Source organism: Azospirillum sp. SYSU D00513 (genome assembly GCF_017356015.1).
GTDB lineage: Bacteria > Pseudomonadota > Alphaproteobacteria > Azospirillales > Azospirillaceae > Azospirillum.
The window spans coordinates 23,512-39,711 of sequence record NZ_JAFIQV010000055.1; the positions used below are offsets into that span (position 1 = coordinate 23,512).

At 62.8% G+C, this 16,200-nt stretch carries 10 protein-coding genes; all 10 read right to left on the minus strand.

Annotated elements, in window-relative coordinates:
* Nucleotides 1-7 precede the first annotated feature (7 nt).
* The gene (locus JUB11_RS28230; protein WP_207462136.1) at nt 8-1,048 is read right to left on the minus strand and encodes a TraU family protein; all 1,041 of its coding nucleotides are present in this window, start codon (nt 1,046-1,048) and stop codon (nt 8-10) included.
* Nucleotides 1,048-2,196 (minus strand): TrbC family F-type conjugative pilus assembly protein, encoded by a 1,149-nt coding sequence (locus tag JUB11_RS28235; RefSeq protein WP_207462137.1) that lies wholly within the window; start codon nt 2,194-2,196, stop codon nt 1,048-1,050. The genes JUB11_RS28230 and JUB11_RS28235 overlap by 1 nt, the downstream gene beginning before the upstream one ends.
* A gap of 7 nt (nt 2,197-2,203) precedes the next feature.
* The gene (locus tag JUB11_RS28240; RefSeq protein ID WP_207462138.1) at nt 2,204-2,416 is read right to left on the minus strand and encodes a hypothetical protein; all 213 of its coding nucleotides are present in this window, start codon (nt 2,414-2,416) and stop codon (nt 2,204-2,206) included.
* A gap of 218 nt (nt 2,417-2,634) precedes the next feature.
* Nucleotides 2,635-3,126, minus strand: a complete 492-nt coding sequence (locus tag JUB11_RS28245; RefSeq protein ID WP_207462139.1) for an invasion associated locus B family protein — start codon at nt 3,124-3,126, stop codon at nt 2,635-2,637.
* A gap of 87 nt (nt 3,127-3,213) precedes the next feature.
* Nucleotides 3,214-7,368, minus strand: a complete 4,155-nt coding sequence (locus JUB11_RS33450) for an autotransporter outer membrane beta-barrel domain-containing protein (RefSeq protein ID WP_207462140.1) — start codon at nt 7,366-7,368, stop codon at nt 3,214-3,216.
* Between the two features lie 329 nt (nt 7,369-7,697).
* Nucleotides 7,698-8,222 carry a signal peptidase I gene (gene lepB, locus JUB11_RS28255; protein WP_207462141.1) on the minus strand — a complete coding sequence of 175 codons (525 nt, stop codon included), beginning with the start codon at nt 8,220-8,222 and terminating at the stop codon, nt 7,698-7,700.
* Nucleotides 8,219-8,710, minus strand: a complete 492-nt coding sequence (locus JUB11_RS28260; protein ID WP_207462142.1) for a hypothetical protein — start codon at nt 8,708-8,710, stop codon at nt 8,219-8,221. Before JUB11_RS28260 ends, lepB begins: the two co-directional genes overlap by 4 nt.
* Nucleotides 8,700-11,117, minus strand: coding sequence for a type IV secretion system protein TraC (gene traC, locus JUB11_RS28265; protein ID WP_207462143.1), 2,418 nt, complete (start codon nt 11,115-11,117; stop codon nt 8,700-8,702). Before traC ends, JUB11_RS28260 begins: the two co-directional genes overlap by 11 nt.
* A gap of 47 nt (nt 11,118-11,164) precedes the next feature.
* The gene (locus JUB11_RS28270) at nt 11,165-11,905 is read right to left on the minus strand and encodes a DsbC family protein (RefSeq protein ID WP_207462144.1); all 741 of its coding nucleotides are present in this window, start codon (nt 11,903-11,905) and stop codon (nt 11,165-11,167) included.
* 146 nt (nt 11,906-12,051) lie between these two features.
* The gene (locus JUB11_RS28275) at nt 12,052-15,963 is read right to left on the minus strand and encodes a hypothetical protein (RefSeq protein ID WP_207462145.1); all 3,912 of its coding nucleotides are present in this window, start codon (nt 15,961-15,963) and stop codon (nt 12,052-12,054) included.
* Nucleotides 15,964-16,200: the final 237 nt, after the last annotated feature.

Sequence of the window (16,200 nt, forward strand, 5' to 3'; positions counted from 1 at the left end):
GCACTCGTCACATGAAGGAAGAGCAGCAATCGGTCCAGCGCCACAGGATGAAGCTTGTGTCATTCCCAAGACCGAGAATGTTCCGCCAGCTACCCCACCGGTAATCACTTTCTCCGGTCACATGGCTGCCGTTGCTTTCCGAGAGCGGGTAGAACATCGACCACTTGTAGCCGTTCTTCTTGAAGATCGGATCGATCTGGCCGCCGCACATCGCGTCGCTGCCGATGGTCCGCCAAGCGAGACCACGACGGTGCGTTGCCGCCAGCGCCCGGGCGGCGAGCAGATTTGTGTTCTCGGCGAGAGACCCTTGAGCCTCATCCCACCCCGTGAACGGATACAGGCTGTTCGACCAGGTGCCGGCGCACCAGAACAGTTGGTCGATGGGTGTCCCGAGGGTGGCGGCCGTTGCGTCAGCCATGCAGGCGGCGAGCGCGATGGGGTTTGCCACCGCCGCGGCTTCCGGTTGGGTGAAGAAGGCGAGTTCGGAGTTGTTCCACGTCGGGTCCAGTTCCGATAGGAACATCAGGTCGAAGTCGAAGTAGCCGTCCCCAACGCAATTGTCGTCCACGAACAGGTTGAGCATGATGAGCAGGGGGAAGGCGTAGGTGTGATAGTGGTAGAAGTGCTTGTCCCCTTCATCGAACTCAGCACCACCCGCCGTGCCCTGCATGCGCCGGTCTGACACTGGCAGCGTGATGCCGCCCAGCGACAGAGAGCAACCAGGCTTGCGCACCAGCTCGTAAATGCGGGCGGGAGCCCACATGCCGATGGTGACGCCGGGCTTGGGCACACCGAGCGGGTCATGGCACAGGCAGAACGAGGCTTCCGCGGCTCCAGGGGGGGCACTGCCGCCGCCGCCCAGCGCGATACCAGCCACCTTGATCGGGAAGATGCAGGTCCAGCAGATGTCGGTCATAAGCCGACCCGAGAACAGTTCGGAGTCCCGGCAGGACTCATCTGCCAGCGCACTCGTGGAATAGCCCCCGAGCAACAACGCCAGCAGGATGGCCGACGCGAACGCCCCGGCCTTGCGGATGATACGGTGCATTACATCCTCTCCGGAGCGACTTCGGTGATGACGAAGGAGGTGCCGTCGGTCTCAATGACGGACGGCACGAATTCCAGTTTGAAGCGGGTGCGCAGATCCGGGGTCAGGAGGGTCACCGCTGCGTCCAGCCGGTCCTCGACGGCCTTCAGGCCCTCCCAGGAAGCCGTCCGGTCCAGCCGCGTGGCGATGAGGGTGACGCGCCTCTTGCCGTTGGCGTAGCCTTCGGCCGCCAGCTTCTTCGCCGTCTCCACCTGGGACGGGCTGCTGGCGTCGAAGACGATAACCCGCTGGGTAAAGGGCAGCTTTTCGAGCGGGTTGATGCGCTGTCCAGCATGGACGAGGATGTTGCCCTTGGCGTCCTTGATGTCCCGGTTCACGATGATCGTGGGGTTGATGCGACGCACCCGTCCCTCGACCACCTGCGGCAACTCCTCGAAACGGGCCTTCTGCCAGTACCCCTCGATGGACTTGCGCTTGTAGGCCTCCAGGTCGAAGGTCTGCGCCTTTGCCTGCATGACTTCGATCAGGTCGGGTTCGGCGATCTCCACCGTCGGGCCGAGCGTGCCGAGGTTGCCCGTGTCGCCGTTGGCCACGCGCTCCACCAGATAGTCCGGGGAGAGCAGGCCCTGCACCTGAGCGACCACCTGTCCATTCTGGACCAGCGCCATGGCGGGGACAGCCCCGGCACTCAGCTCACGGAACCGGGTCGGGTCGATCTGGACGTTCGGGAGCGGGTCAAGGTCGCGCGCCATCGCCTGGAGGCGCTTGACGCCGTCTCCGAAGGTCTGGCCATCAGGCACGCCTCGGAACGCCACGAACACGTCCGGCCTGCCGGCGACGGCGCGGAACAGGTTCATGAGGACCGCGTCGCCCAGTGACCAGGAGACGAGGATGTCGATCCTCTTTCCTGACGTGACGCCCGGCCCCTGTGCGGGTCCACTGCCCTTTCCAGGGGGCAGAGACTGCGGACCGCTGAAGCGGGGGATCGGAGCGCCGGGCTTGAGTAAGTCGGCGCTGTCTTGCATCCCAAGCGCCCGTTCCTTGATCTGGCGCGAGCTGTCGATGATGGACTGCAGATCGTCCCCGGCGGCCGCCGGAAGGGCAATCAGGAGCGATGCTGCGGCGGTGAGACCTCGGACGATCCGCATGGCCCGCTCAGCTCCGCGCCCAGGTGATGAGCGCCAGCCCAATGCCGCCGGTCAGGGCGAACAGGTCCACTCCGCCGCTTGGAGCGGCCGCGGCTGTCCCTTGGGCGACTTCGACCCAGAACGCCAGGCCGTCCAGCGTGACAGCCGTTGCCAAGGTGACCCCGACCAGCTTCAGCGTCAGGCTGAGGTGCGGGTGGATGGAATGAGTGGATACGGGCATTAATGCACCTCCGGTCTGAACCTCTTTGAGGACCGAGGGTACGGATTTGTGCCATGCACCGCGCCGCTGAAAGCTTCACCGCAACTGCATCATTCAGCAGGTTCTTGCGACGGTCGACCACTTCTACCTGATAGAACGAACGTGAAGGGTTTCGCTATCAAAGTACGGCGGCACAATTGGGGTTGATGTTAGAAACGGCCCATGGATGGCATAAGCTATCAGCGAAGCGCGTCCATTCCGCGCGCCAAGCCATTGGGTGAAACGTCTATGGTTACCGTCTGCTTGCCGCCATAAGGCAGCATCCCGATTTGGATGCGCTTGGCCTTACGCAATGCTGTGAGCGTAGGGCCATCTAGGGGAAGAGCCCCGGTGCAGCCATCCTGCACGCACTGCTGATAAGGCAAGGATATTTGAGGGGCGTCGTCCACCTTCATCGCAATGCCAGCGCGCAGGTCGACACCCAGTGGCAGCACGAGCACCAACATCGGCTGATCCTGTGGCCCGAGGTAGCCAATTGATGCCTTCAGGAGCCGAGCGTTGTTCTCCTTCAGAAGCTGTGTCTGCGACAGGAAACAGCGGTTCTCCCCACCCGGTGTCTGCTCGCACTCCACTGCCCAGTCGTCGTAGGCCTTGCCGGGTTGCGGGGTCGCCAGTACAGGGAGTGCCGCTATTACGGACAAGGTTGTTAGTGAAGAGAGAAGGTAGCGCATAGTGGAAACCCGAGAAGTAGGAAATCAGGGCATCAAGAGGGCACGCAACTGCTGACACTCAGGTCTTAGCCGCGCACCCTCGCACACTCAGAATGACAGGCGAAGTCCTGCGGTGGCGGTGTGGGCGGTTTCGCCCTTACGCAGTTCACCCGTATAACTGACTGACGCTTTCAAAGTGTCGGAAATTGTGACGTTGACACCAGCACCGATCACCGCGGCATCACGACCTGGCTCAGCTCCCTGCACTCGGAATGCCGTGCCCACGAAACCGTGCGTGCCGCCCGCAGCGACATCGCGGAAATCATGTTCCCAAGCCAACTGGGCGTTTGGCTCTAACGTCAGAGTGCCTGCGCGCATCACCGTGCTTATCCGCACGCCGAAGGAACTGCGCAACGCCGTGACAGTCTCTGCCCCGATGCCTAGCGACCACGGACTGGCTCCACTCTCGGTAAAGCCGTCGCGCTGGACTCGCTCCCAGCGCAGACTCGCGCGTGGTTCAACCCATGTCGCACCAAAGTTGAAGCGATGGCCGCCCCCGATCTCTGCCGACCAGTCGTTACCATCCGCCGTACCGTCAGCCCTCCAACCGAAGCCGCCAAAGGTGGGCGTGCGACTGGTGTCGTAGCGGCTCACACCATACCCTAGCGCGGCATCGACGAAGGTTCCCCCAGCCGTCCAGCCGGCATAAAGGGTGGCCTGATAGCTTTCTACTTCACCCTCACCACCGCCTGCGGTGCTTTTCACCTCGCTTTGCATGTAGCCAAGGGCAAGCCCTGCCGTTACGCCATGGTCAGTAGCGAGTTCGCCGCCGAGCATGAATCCTCCGCCTTGCCGGGTGCTGCCTGGGGCGTTGGCATCGCTATCTGTGCGGCTCCATGACAACAACGGCTTGCCCCAGAAAATGAGGCCTTTGTCGCCGGCAGTGTGAGTGGGCGATACGCCTTCTCCAGCTTCAGGAACTCCGGAACTGGTGGCCATCTCGGACTGTCCACCATTTTGGGCGAAGGCGAAGATACCGCCCTGACCCCAGGCATTGCCACCACGGGCGGCTACTTGGCGTCCCTCCACCACATGACCGAACAGACGTCGGTTCGCTAGAGCGGTGCTCAGCGTGTCGGCGTGCAACGTGCCGGCAAGCTGCTCCATGGCACTGGCCGCCTGTGCGCCGGATAGGGTGTACAGGCTATCATAGAACGGTTTCGTCGCGTCGGTCGGCCTGATGCCGGCCGAAGGGCGGACCGCATCGACAGCGGTACCGGCGGAGCGCCCGGCAGCGGTCTGCAACAGGCCAGCCGCTGACAGATTGCCATAGCTGGCAGGGGTAACCGTGAGGGTGACGGTGTTGCCGCCATAAATAGCATCGAAGCGCGTGCCGACGGGAAGGCCGGCAGTGGGCTGGTCAAGCGCCTCGAACTGGCCGAACACGCCGCCTTGGGCATTGACGATCTCGAAGGTCTGACCAATTCCTGGAATGTAGCTGTTGGTGGCGTCTCCCGTGATACCTCGCAACATCGGGCTCAACGTACCCGCAGCTGTGAAGCCGCTCGCACTCCCCGTGAGGATAATCCGGTCATGCGCGCCGGCGCCGGCACCCGTGGCAGAGCCGTCGATCTCGGCTCGGTAAATGCTGGAGGAGGTCAGCGTCAGGGGTGCGGAGAAGGAAAGTGTACCAGGCGAATTACCAGGAGCTAGCATACCCGAGATCAAAGCTGGACCGGTAATCGTGCCGGTTCCCCCCAGCGTGCCGCCGTTACCAATAACAACAGGCGCGTCTACGCGGCCACCTTCGGCTACGACCAATTCACCCTGCTGGACCAGAACGCCTCCGGAGTTGGAAACGTCGCCGGATACGACCACCCTTCCGGCGCCGTCGACCGTGAGAACGCCGTCACCGCTGACTTGTCCGGTCAGAGTCAGGGTGTTGCCATCTGGATTGATGGTGCCATTTTCCGCAGTGATGACGATGGCCTGGGGCAGCGTCAGGGCGGTGGTTGGCTTCAGCACACCGCCGGCGAACGTAACCGTTGTGTTCTGTACCGCATTGTCCCCGTTGGTGAAGACCGGCTTAGAGGTGTCAATCACGCCGTTGTTGGTTGGCGGAGTGACAGGAGGAGTGATCGGCTGTGTCGGACTGACAGGCGGGGTGGTCGGCTCCGTCGGAGTGACAGGGGGAGTGGTCGGCTGTGTCGGACTGACAGGTTGGGTGGACGGCTGCGTCGGAGTGACAGGCGGGGTGGGCCCGCCGACGATGCTGGCGACAAGAACTGTGTCTGCGGCGGTGATAGTGTGTCCGTTGAGGTCCAGCGTCCCAGTGTAGGCTGCTCCTGAAGCGACCGTCCACGTCAGGGTTGAGGTGCCCGCCACTGTAAAGACCGTCGACGAGACGTTGGGTGCCGTGCTGCCGACAGCCCCACGGATGAGAGCAATCTTAGTACCGTCCGCAATGGTGGTGCCATTAACGGTGGGCGTGATCGCGACCGTTCCCGCGCCGGGAGCGTAGTTTGCCGTGTTGGTCGTATTGACGATATAGCCAGATCCTGACGCCCCCACGGCGAAGGAAATGCTCCCTGCGCCGGTTACATTCCCGGCTACCGTCAGAGTGTTTGCCCCCAGGTCGAGCGTTCCGCCATTCACGAATTGCCCGGTGATGGTCTTTCCGGATGACCCGACCCTCAACGTTGCTCCCGGATCCGCAATCCGAACGCCTGCACCACCCGCAGCACTGGCATCGATGTTGTGGCTTAGCGTCGAGACACCAGTTCCCCGGAAGATCACAGAAGCCAAAGGTGAGGCAACGCCGATATCACCGCCAGTCGCCGTCGCGCCACTAAAGTCCAAAGTGCCGCCGCTGCCGGTCGCTCCCTGAACTTGGCCGAAGATACTGCCCGTAACAGTCAGCTTCGAGCTAGGATTGTCGAAAGAGGCCGTTTCAGCATAGATGCTCCCATCGACGGTCCCACTTCCATGGCCGCCAAAGACGAGCGCCTTGATCTGCGCAGCGCCTGAGCCAACGTTGCCTTGGATCTTCGTGCCGGCTCCGCCCTTGAAAACGACGGTCCCCCGCCGGCTCGTGGCCGTTGTTACGTCGCCGGTCAAGCTAGCCCCATTCTCGACCACAAGCGTCGCGTCGGCGGAAAAGCGCACCGTTGAGACGTGATTGGCCGAAGATGGAGCCGTGCTTACAGTGGCACCCGCATTGCTAATGGTGATCTGCCTCAATTGGTTGGTTTCGCTGCCGATATCGGCGCCGAACGCAACCGCTCCGGCACCGGAAAAAGCAATCCTGCCCTGACCTGCCGAACCACCGGCGGTTGTGACTGCGCCAATCTTGACGTCCGTACTGGAGATGGACAGCAGGCCGTCCTGGCTAAAGGTCACGGCGGGACCAGTCGCGGCAAGGGCGCTGCCGGTCGACGTATCGAGCGTGGATGCTGTGTCGAGAATCAGGGTCCCCAAGCCCCCGATGGCGACTTCATCGGTATAGGCGGCTTGGGTAATCCTAACAATGCTCCCCGTGCCGCTTTTCAGTTCGATCCGCTTCAATCCCTGTGTGGCTGATCCGATGGTTCCGTTGATCGTGCTCTGCGAGGCTGGCTGGAAGCTGAGCGTCCCAGTGCGGTCGGCCGTGGTGGTGATTGGTGCGTTGATGGTCGAGCCGCGGATGGAGGCGGTTCCGTCGGCGCCGAAGTTCAACGTGTCAGCATTGACGTTCGCCTGGAAGGTGGCCAGGGTGCCGTCCAGGTTGAGCCGCTTGAGCCTCGCTGTTCCACCCACTGCACCGGTGACCGTGGTACTGCTTCCGGGACCGAAGGTGATCGTGCCGAGACTTCCGGTGCTGCCCGTCGTCAGGACAGTGCTGATGGAGTTGGTCCCTCCGTTGAGGACCAATGTTCCATCCCTGTTGTTGGTGAAATTGACATAGGAATTTTGGAAGTTACCGCCAACGGTCAGGGTTCCCGCTTGGGAGTAGAAAGCCCCGGTATTGGACACATCGCCAGTCACGCCTATGCTTCCGGTCCCGCTGATGGTCACCCGGAACAAGTTGCTCACAGAGCCGTTTACTCCAGCGCCGTCTCCTACAAAGTTAAGAACGCCGACATTGGCTGCAGTTGCCGTTACGCTTCCAATTGTAACGCCTCCATTCACCTGGGCGTAGCTACCGGTGGTCGCTCCGTTCTCTGCCTGAAACTCGACAGAATTTCCGGGTGCGATGATAAAAGTTCCTGGCGAGGTGATGTTCACGTCTGCGGAGTAGGAGGGCGAAACTATTGCCGTGGTTGTCAACAGAAAGGGGGTGAGGTGCGTGATGTAGGGGCGGAGCATCTCGGGACCTAGTCTGGCTATCGATACAAGGGGCCATGGCAGGCTATCCGAAATTCACTTAAATTTTGAGAAAAAACGAGATTGCGTCTCGGGGGGCCATCGTCGCTCAACTCGCCGCCTAACTTGAGACATGGGTCTGTAAGCTTGGACGGGAACACGTGCTTCTGCTCAATGCAAGCTGAGCCCTAGCCTGTAACCGATATGCGATGGCACGAGTAAACCTGTAAGCTAGATTCCGTCCGTGAGCATCAAAAGAGCTTGTAGGCACGCCCAACGATCTGTTCCTCGCTGGCTGTTCCGTAATAGCGGCTGTCATAGCTATCGCGGGTCCGCCCCATGAGCCAAAGGTGCCCGTTCGGTACTTCTATCTCTCGAACGAACTCAGAAACCGGCCTGTCCAGAGTGGACAGGAGGTCGAGCCCCTCCCCCACTCTAACGCCGTTGACCGCGACTGCCGCCTCGTCCACCTGCACTCGGTCGCCAGGGAGACCGTCCACTATCTTCACGAACACCGTGCCGTCGGCAAAAAGCGGGGCCAGTCCCTTGGTCTGGACCGCCACCATCCCGCCCCGGACGGGCGTGTGGTCGTGCTTGTCGATGAGCACCACACGAACCTCAGGCAAGCAACGGCTGATCTGCGGATCGATGCCGAGCGAGAATCGGTCACCCAGGTAGCTGCCCCCCGCATACAAACCAGCGAGCAGGAGCGCCGCCTTTACGGCGAAGCGCCTCCAAGGCTCACGGCGCCGTCCAGTCGTGACGGCGATACTCATTGCTCTCCCTCTGTGCCGAACCCTGACTGCGAGAGCGCCGTCTGCTTACCCACCAGCCGAGCCGCCGGTGTCGGCACATACAGATCATTGGGAGCTGCCAGCACCGACTGTCCGTCCAGGACCACGAAGCCCGCTTCCTTCAGCTTGCCAACGTTGTTGCGCATCTCGGCGATCGCCCGGTCGATGGCCTCTGGGGTCTGGCTGGCGAGCCCCTTGGCCGCGCTGTTGTAGTCCATGACGATGACGCGGGGCCGCAGGAGCAGCTCCACCTCAACCTCCTTCAGGGCATAGCGCGTGGCGGTGTAGCTCGCTCCAGCGCACAAAGCCAAGGCGCAGGCCAGTGCGCCCAGACGACGCATCAGGCTTGTGCCGCCTGCGACGGTCTCTGCTGGCACCGGGTTGAGCGGAGCGGACGGTGCCGCTTCTGCGGATCGATCCGGAGCCGCGCTTCCGGGCGTTCCGTTGGCGTGAATGTTGTCAGGCTGCACGGGCTTGGCTCCGATCCTCGAGGACGGCATTGATGGCATCCCGGACGCTGTAGCCCCGGTCCCGGTAGAGCTTGATCGCGTTCACGTCCTCGGCAGCGGTCGAGTAGAGCAGCCCGACGAACGGATCGACGATCAGCCGGCCGATGCCGGCACCGTAGTCGGTGATGCAGAAGATCTCCGAGTAAGCCCCTTTTACCGTATGCACCGTCTTCACCAGCTCATAGCCGCTCTCGGACAGCGGCAGACGGGACTCACGCTTGAGAGAGTCGATGTCCTCAGCCTTCTGGCCCAGCAGAAACATGTTCGCCGCGTTCGCCGCAATGGCCTTGCCGACCGGGGCACTGTAGAGGTCGTTCACGGACTGAGTGATGACCGTGATCGAGCCCCCATGCTTACGGGCACGCCGGAAGGCCTTCTCGATGAACTTGCCCATCGCCTCCTCACCCTCGGTCAGGTGGGCCCAGGCTTCGTCGATCAGGATCAGCTTCGGACGGTCACGCTCGCCCAGGTACAATTCCGCGGTGATCTGGTAGATCAGCATCAGCAGGACGACGCGCTGCAGGTGCTTGCGGCCTTCCAGCTGATCGAGTTCCAGAACCGTGAAGCGGTTCTCGAACCGCACGTTGTTGGGGCCGTTGAAGTAGCGCCCATACTCGCCCTTCGTGGTGAAGGAGTAGAGCTGGTGACCGATCCGCTGGATCTCCTCGTGCGGGTCCGCCTTGAGCGCCTCGGCCAGCAGGTCCACCGACAGGTTCTTGGCGTGCTCGTCCCATTGTTCCTTGAGGATGCGCTTCAGGCCTGAGGTCTGGAAGTCAGAGAGCCCTTCCGTGGGTGCCGCCATCGTGGTGAGCAGGCCGATCAGCATGTCCACCTCGTCATCGTACTCCCGGATCATCGGGAACGGATTGAGGCAGATGTCGCGGTCCGTCTCGAAGCTCCAGAACTCCCCATCCAGGGTGTCGCACAGCTTCTCATAGCTTCGCCCCACGTCGATGGCCCAGGCGGCACCGCCAACGGACAGATAGGAGGAGATGATTTCGTTGGTGAAGAAGCTCTTGCCCGAACCCGAGGACGCCGCGATCACTGCATTCATGTTCGACCGGCTGTCGAACAGGGACAGATTCATCAGCTGCCCATTCCGGGAGATCAGGTTGATGATCGGGGTCCCGGTACCCTGCCAGTCGCCAAAGATCGGAATCAGCGGCACGATATGGCGAGTTCCCATGGTCTGATAGCGTTTGGTGTCCCTGATCGCCGCGACCTCAGCGCCGAAGGGAAGCAGGTTTAAGAACAGCGGAAGCACGAACAGGCTGTCCTGGAGAACGTTGTAGCCCAACTCGCCCCAGTAGGACTGAGCGGCGGACACACCGGCGGTGGCTGCATCCTCACTGTCGGCGAAGAGCACAAGTCCCAGGTAGATCTGGGAGACACGATCGCCATCGTCCAGCGCCTCGAACAGGGCGTCGAAATCCTGCTTCTTCTGCCGGAGGGCGGGGACAAAGGTGCTCATGTGCCCGACAGCTTGGTTCGTCGCCCACTGCTTCTTCGTGGCGAGCGGCGTTTTGGCCTTCAGCGGATCTGGAAGATGAATGTTCGCTGTTAAAAGGAAAGGCATGCGGATGCCGCGGAGTCCCTCCCACATGTCACCGATGAAGCTTGCCGCCTGCCCGAAGTGCAGGCGCTGCGGAAAGCGCTTCACTGACAGGGTTCGAACCTCGGTCCCACCAAGCGACAGCCCCTTTGCACGCACTCGGACATCGTTGTCGTAGTCAAAAACTTGGTCGCGAAGCAGCTTGTCCTCGCCAAGTACGCCTTTGCCATCCTTGCGCCAGGAGGCGTTCGGCCCATGGTTGATGAGCGGCAGCATCACGTCGAGCCACATCTGTGCCGTGAGAGCAACGGGATGCAATCCGACCGTCTCCAAGGATTTCTCCACGGATACCCGAAGCTCTTTTGCGCGAGCCAGTTCACTGTCGGATGGAAAGCTGTTGCTGAGAGGCAGCTTGATCGTGATCACCAACTGAAGATCGCGGATACGAAGCCCGCTGCGCCTCTCAACCGGGGTCGATACACCCCGGGTTAGATGCTCTGCCCGGCGGTCGATCGTCTCACGGAGCAGTGGGTCATCCTGCGTACTGCGCAGGTCTTTCATATGAGTGATCTGCGGCTGGATGTTTTCCGAGCCGATCAGGCAGAATTGGATCATGGTGTCGGCCGGGTAGTCGTCCTTCAGCATCACCCCAAGCCGCTCGGCCGTCTTGTGGTCGCCAGCGGTCAGCGGTCGGCACTGGAAGGCGAAGCCGAGGGTCTGGTCCGAATTGTAGAACAGGCGATGCTCGTCGGAGTAGGACAGGGGAAGAAGCAGTTCCCCCGTACGGTCACCGCGAAAATAACGCGCCGATACCATGGTCAGGTCTCCTGAAATCGAAAAGGGTCGGATGCTGCGGATGGCGCTTACGAGCGGCCTTCGAGCCAGCTGTCGAGATCCTTGGGCATGCCGCCCTTGGTGCGGCCGTCCGGCGCGACCATGAAGGGCACACCCTTGACGCCGACCAGCTGCGAGGTCACGAGCCGCTTCTGGATGGGGACGAGATTGCAGGGCTCCTGCTGGGGCAGCGTGTCGCGGGTGTTGGCAGCGAGCACCGAGGCAAGCGCCGCCCGCTGGTCACTGGCGCAGGAGATCATGCGGGTGAGCGTCTCGCTCTCCTTGCCCAGCACCGGCACCACCATGATCTTGAAGGTGTACTTTCCCGCCAGCGCCGGGAGCTGCTGCAGGACGCCATGGCAGTAGGGGCACTTCGGATCGACGAAAATCACCGCCTGGCGGCTGCCGGTTCCGTAGGTCAGCGCACCGAGATCGTTGAGGTTGATGCCGAGCTTGGCAAAGTCGACGCGGGTGGCCGAATCCCGAATCTCGCCGAGGGTAGCCACCTTCTTGCCCGACCAGGTGTCGTAGAGGTCGCCGCGAATGACATAGCGGCCATTGTCGGAGATGAACACCAGACTGGAGGTGGCATCGGTCTCGACGGCGGTAAAGCCACCGGAGGGAAGCTTTTCCATCGCCCGGATGTTGCCGGTCAGGGTGCTGCGGCTGATCGCCGCCTCGCTCTGGCCCTGCGTCTGAGCGATGGCGGTTCCGGTCTGCCCGAGGGTCAGGGCGGCGAGGACGGTGGTAACGGCAAGTGCGAAGCGCATGGTTGGCTCTCCAGGGATGCGTATTTGCCTGGAGGCTAGCGATTTCGCCTCTGTTCTCGCGCGGTGGATTGATTGCGCTCAGCGTCACCTTTCTGCAGGAAAATGCACAAAGGCCCGGCGGGAACCGGGCCTCTGGCAGCTCTGCTTTATGGGGCGGGAGCCCCCCCTTCCTCCTCCGGCTCGGGTGTTGGATCTGCCGTCGGCTCAGGGGTGGGTTCCGGCTCTGGTGCGGGCTCCGGTTCTTCTGGAGGATCGGTCGGTACCTCCACGACCGGGCTCACCGGAACGCTCTCCGCTCCAGCGTCATCAACGGCGGTCAGGGTCACCAGCGGAGCACTGTCCCGTGAGTAGCGCGATACTGTGATCCGGTTCGAGTTCAGATTTTCCGGCACCCCGTCCAGTGTCCAGCGATACTGCAGCACACGGCCATCGGCGTCCGTGCAGTTCGCGTAGTAGTGCCAGCCGGTGCTCGACTCACGCATCGTCACCCCGCAGGTGGGGATCTGGTTGGCGAGCACGGTCACGTCCTGGGACGCTCCGAAGGTCCATCCCATCTCCGTCCGTGCCTGGACCTCGATGGTGTGGCGCCCCTCAGGAAGCCTCGTCCGGCCGAAGTTGCTGGCGGACTCCATCGGTTGACCGTTCAGCAGGTAGGTCAGGGACAGGACCCGGTCACGAGGATGACCGCCGGAGATGTTGGGCCGCACGACGATATCCAACGGCGCCCGGCTGTACGGATTGGACGGCGTGACCGTCAGCGACAGGGCGTAGTTCGGCGCCGGCAGCATGTTGGCCGTGGTGGTTGCCAACGCCGTGTTGCCCCGTGCGTCAGAAACGGACACGGAAACCGGACACTCGCCGGCGGTCGTGGTCCTGACCACGCGAACCGTTTGGTTGGCCTGATCGAGGATCGTGGCCGTGGGCGGGATGGCCCAGGAGTAAGTCGGTTTGTCCAACTCCATGGTGGTCCCCATCTGCCGCAGGCGCAGCGTCATGTCGCCGGGGGCGTACTGGGAGGTGCGTTGCGTGTCGATGCGGAACTCAGGCCAGACATACTCCCAGACCCGGACACGCTTGTCGGTTTCGTTGTGGGTGCCCTCCACATCGACGATTTCCGCATGGAAGGTCAGGGTCGCGATCTCGGCCGCAATCTCATCCTGCTTTGGCGTGTAGGTGAGCATCGGGCCGTCCACACGGGTGCCGTCGGGCAGCGTCCACCAGCCTCTCAACTCCACGTCCATGTTCCGGTACGGCAGGCCCATGACGCCGCGGAAGTCCGCGGACTTGGGATACTCAACACGCGACGGGCCGACCACGCGGACCCGGGCCGGTCGGACCACCATGAAGTTGACGCGGCGACGGATCTCCCGCCAGGCATCCGGGGCTTCCGCAGGAGCATCGGCCATACGGGCACGTCCAACCAGAACGATGCGGGCCGTCTCCGAGCGCGTCAAGTCGTACTGGAGATGGCCTGCGGAGTAGGTCTTGCCACCATCCACCGACCATTCGACGGCGACATCGTCCTCCGTCAACGGTGTGCCTTGGAAGGTCAGGTCCAGCTTGTAGCGTCCAGTGCCGCCGATGAAGATGTGCTCGGGACCCGTCATGGTGCCCTTGGGCACGTTGAAGGCGATCACCTGGACCGTCTCCGTCATGAACTGGGCTCCGCTGTGCTTGTTCTTCAGCGTGGCTTTCACGAGGTACTCGCCCTTGGCGAACACCGCGGACATGCGGAGCTTGTTGTTCCGCTGGCTGGGCCGGGGCGTCCAGGTCGCCCCGTTGTCGGCGCTGACCTCCCAGACCACCTCGCCCAAGGCAGTCATGTCCATGCGGTTGCCGAGGGCGGCGGTGAACAGGCTGGCCAGCGGCGCTTCGCCCATGATCCGGCGTGCGATGAGCCCCGCTTCGATCGCGCCTCCCTTGAGCACCACGATGTTGAGCGGGCGGGTTGCCAATTCCGTGCGGCTGTAGCCCGGCACAGGCGACACGACGACCGCTTCCGCCGTCACACGGACAGACCCCACCGGGAGCATCCCGCTTGGCAGGATGAAGTCGGCATTCCCTTCGGCATCGAGATCCGCGAAGTCGGTCAGCGGCTCCAGGGTGTTACCAGCGCCATACCTCACCACCCGCACCCGCCATTCGCCCATCTTGGCCGCGTCGTAGCCGAGTTCGGCTTTGTAGATGTCACGAATGGACACACGGAGCGGCACGTCCTCGGTGTCGAGCAGCTTGGGCTCGGTCAGGGTGATGACCGGCTTGATGTTCTCCGACGGGACGGCGAGCGTATGGAAGGTCCGGTCAGCCTTTACCCATGGCATGTCCGTGTACGACGCGAACACAGTCCATGGTGTCTGGGACCAGAGATCACTCTCGGTCGCGTTGATGCGGCGGCGGAGATCGCGGTCCTTGCCCCACGGGTAAGGCTCGTATTCGTTCTCATCGACCGTGGCGCTTGCCCGTTGCACAACCACCTTCGTGGTGGCGTTCGCGGCGGTGACGATGATGTCACCCACATAGCCGCCCTCACGGGACACCGGATAGAGGCCGGGACTGACCTCCTCATCGACCTCCTCACGGATCGAGGGGACAGGCGGCTCGAAGACCTGGTAGTCGAAGGTGCCGACGCCGGCGGGAATGCGCGCACCGACCGGCGTCACCACCTCCACCTTGTAGCCAACGGTCTGGGTGCCCGGCTCGTTGATCGTGCCCGTCAGACGCGGACGGCTCCAGAAAACATCCTGTGTGAGGTTGTCGGGCAGCGCCGTCCAGGTCAGGGCACAGCGCACCACGGCGTTGGAGGAGCGGTATTCCCCTCCGTTGCTGAGCGTGTAGACGTCGCAGGTCGGCCCGCCCGACTGCTGCATCATCACCTCGACAGGCTGGATCATGCGGTAGACCTCATCGCTCTCGCGCAATGGCTTGTAGCTGAGGAGGTTGTTGATCGGGGCTACGGTGAGGGTGGCTGTCCCGCTGGAGAACGGCACCTTCACGTCCTTGATGTCGATCAGCGAGATCTTGTAGCCGACGGTGTAGGTGCCGTTCGTCCACATGCGGCCTTGCAGCGTCGGGTTGGTGCCCGGCGCCACCTTCAGATCCTCTGGCTTGGGTTCCCATTCGACCAGGCACTTCGGTGCGGTCAGCATGTTGGTGTCCCGCGCCGTCCGGTAGTTCAACGTCAGCTCACACCGGTTACCAGCCTGTGGCGTGAGTTCGACCCTGGCTTCGTCGAAGGCCTGGCGGACGGTCCAGGAGGGCGACGTAAGAGCGACATGAGGCGCCCAGGTTTTCACCCGGAAATCCAGAGCCGGTGATCTTGGGGCCGGTGTCGTGACGAGCAGCCTCGCCTCACCCTCGATCCCGGCATCCGCGGCCGCCATGGGCAGAGCCAGCACACCCTGGCTGAGGGTGAAGTCGTACTGTCCCACCGGCACGCCGACGTCGCCGGGGTTGACCCGAACACCGCCGACGGTGACCGCCACCTTGGAGTCCTTGTGGCTGCTGACGCGGACTTCCTGCGGTCCCGACAGGATGGACCCGTCCGGCAGCTTCCAGGCCTGCGTGGTGATGGGATACTGCCCGGTGCTTGTCAGGAAGCTGTGCTGGACCGCCGGAATGAGGATCTCGCCCGATGGCGCCGTCACCAGCCCCACGGAGCCTGGCTCATAGGTGATGGTGAAACTCCGGCTGGCCGAGGCTCCCGAAGCGGTGACCGTCGAGACCGACAGCGTGTAATCGCCGACCCAGGAAGACGGCAGAGGGTTGTTCGTCACCAGACGGTACCCTTCCGCCCGGTTGGCCATGGTCAGGATCACCGGATTGCCGGTCGAATTCGCTCCGGGGCCGAGCACAAGGAAGGAGGCCGCATCACCCGCCCGGTGCACGGCATGCGGCGCGGTTCCGCCGTGATTGTTGGGCGCGGGCGTCTGTGTCGAACCTGGACTGGCCGTCTGTGTCAGACCTGGACTGGCCGAGAGACTACCCAGCAGAACAGACGCGACCAGCACGACCAGACGATGGCCCACCACTCTCTGCAGACCTGCCAAAGCTCTTCTCATGCGACATCTCCGAACGGCCGTCCCTCCGCTGGTCGAGGGAACGGGACACGAGAAAATCCCACAGGAGCGTCATGCGCCGCGCCGCCGAAAGATGATGCCGACTCTGACCATTCCAGGGGTTTTGGCTCCAGACCGCAGGGCACGCAGCGATCGGGATAGGGGGCGATCCTGGTGGACCGCACCCCTCCCACACCACCCGGCATGCGGGTCCGCACCGGGCGGTTCGAAGGATTGAGG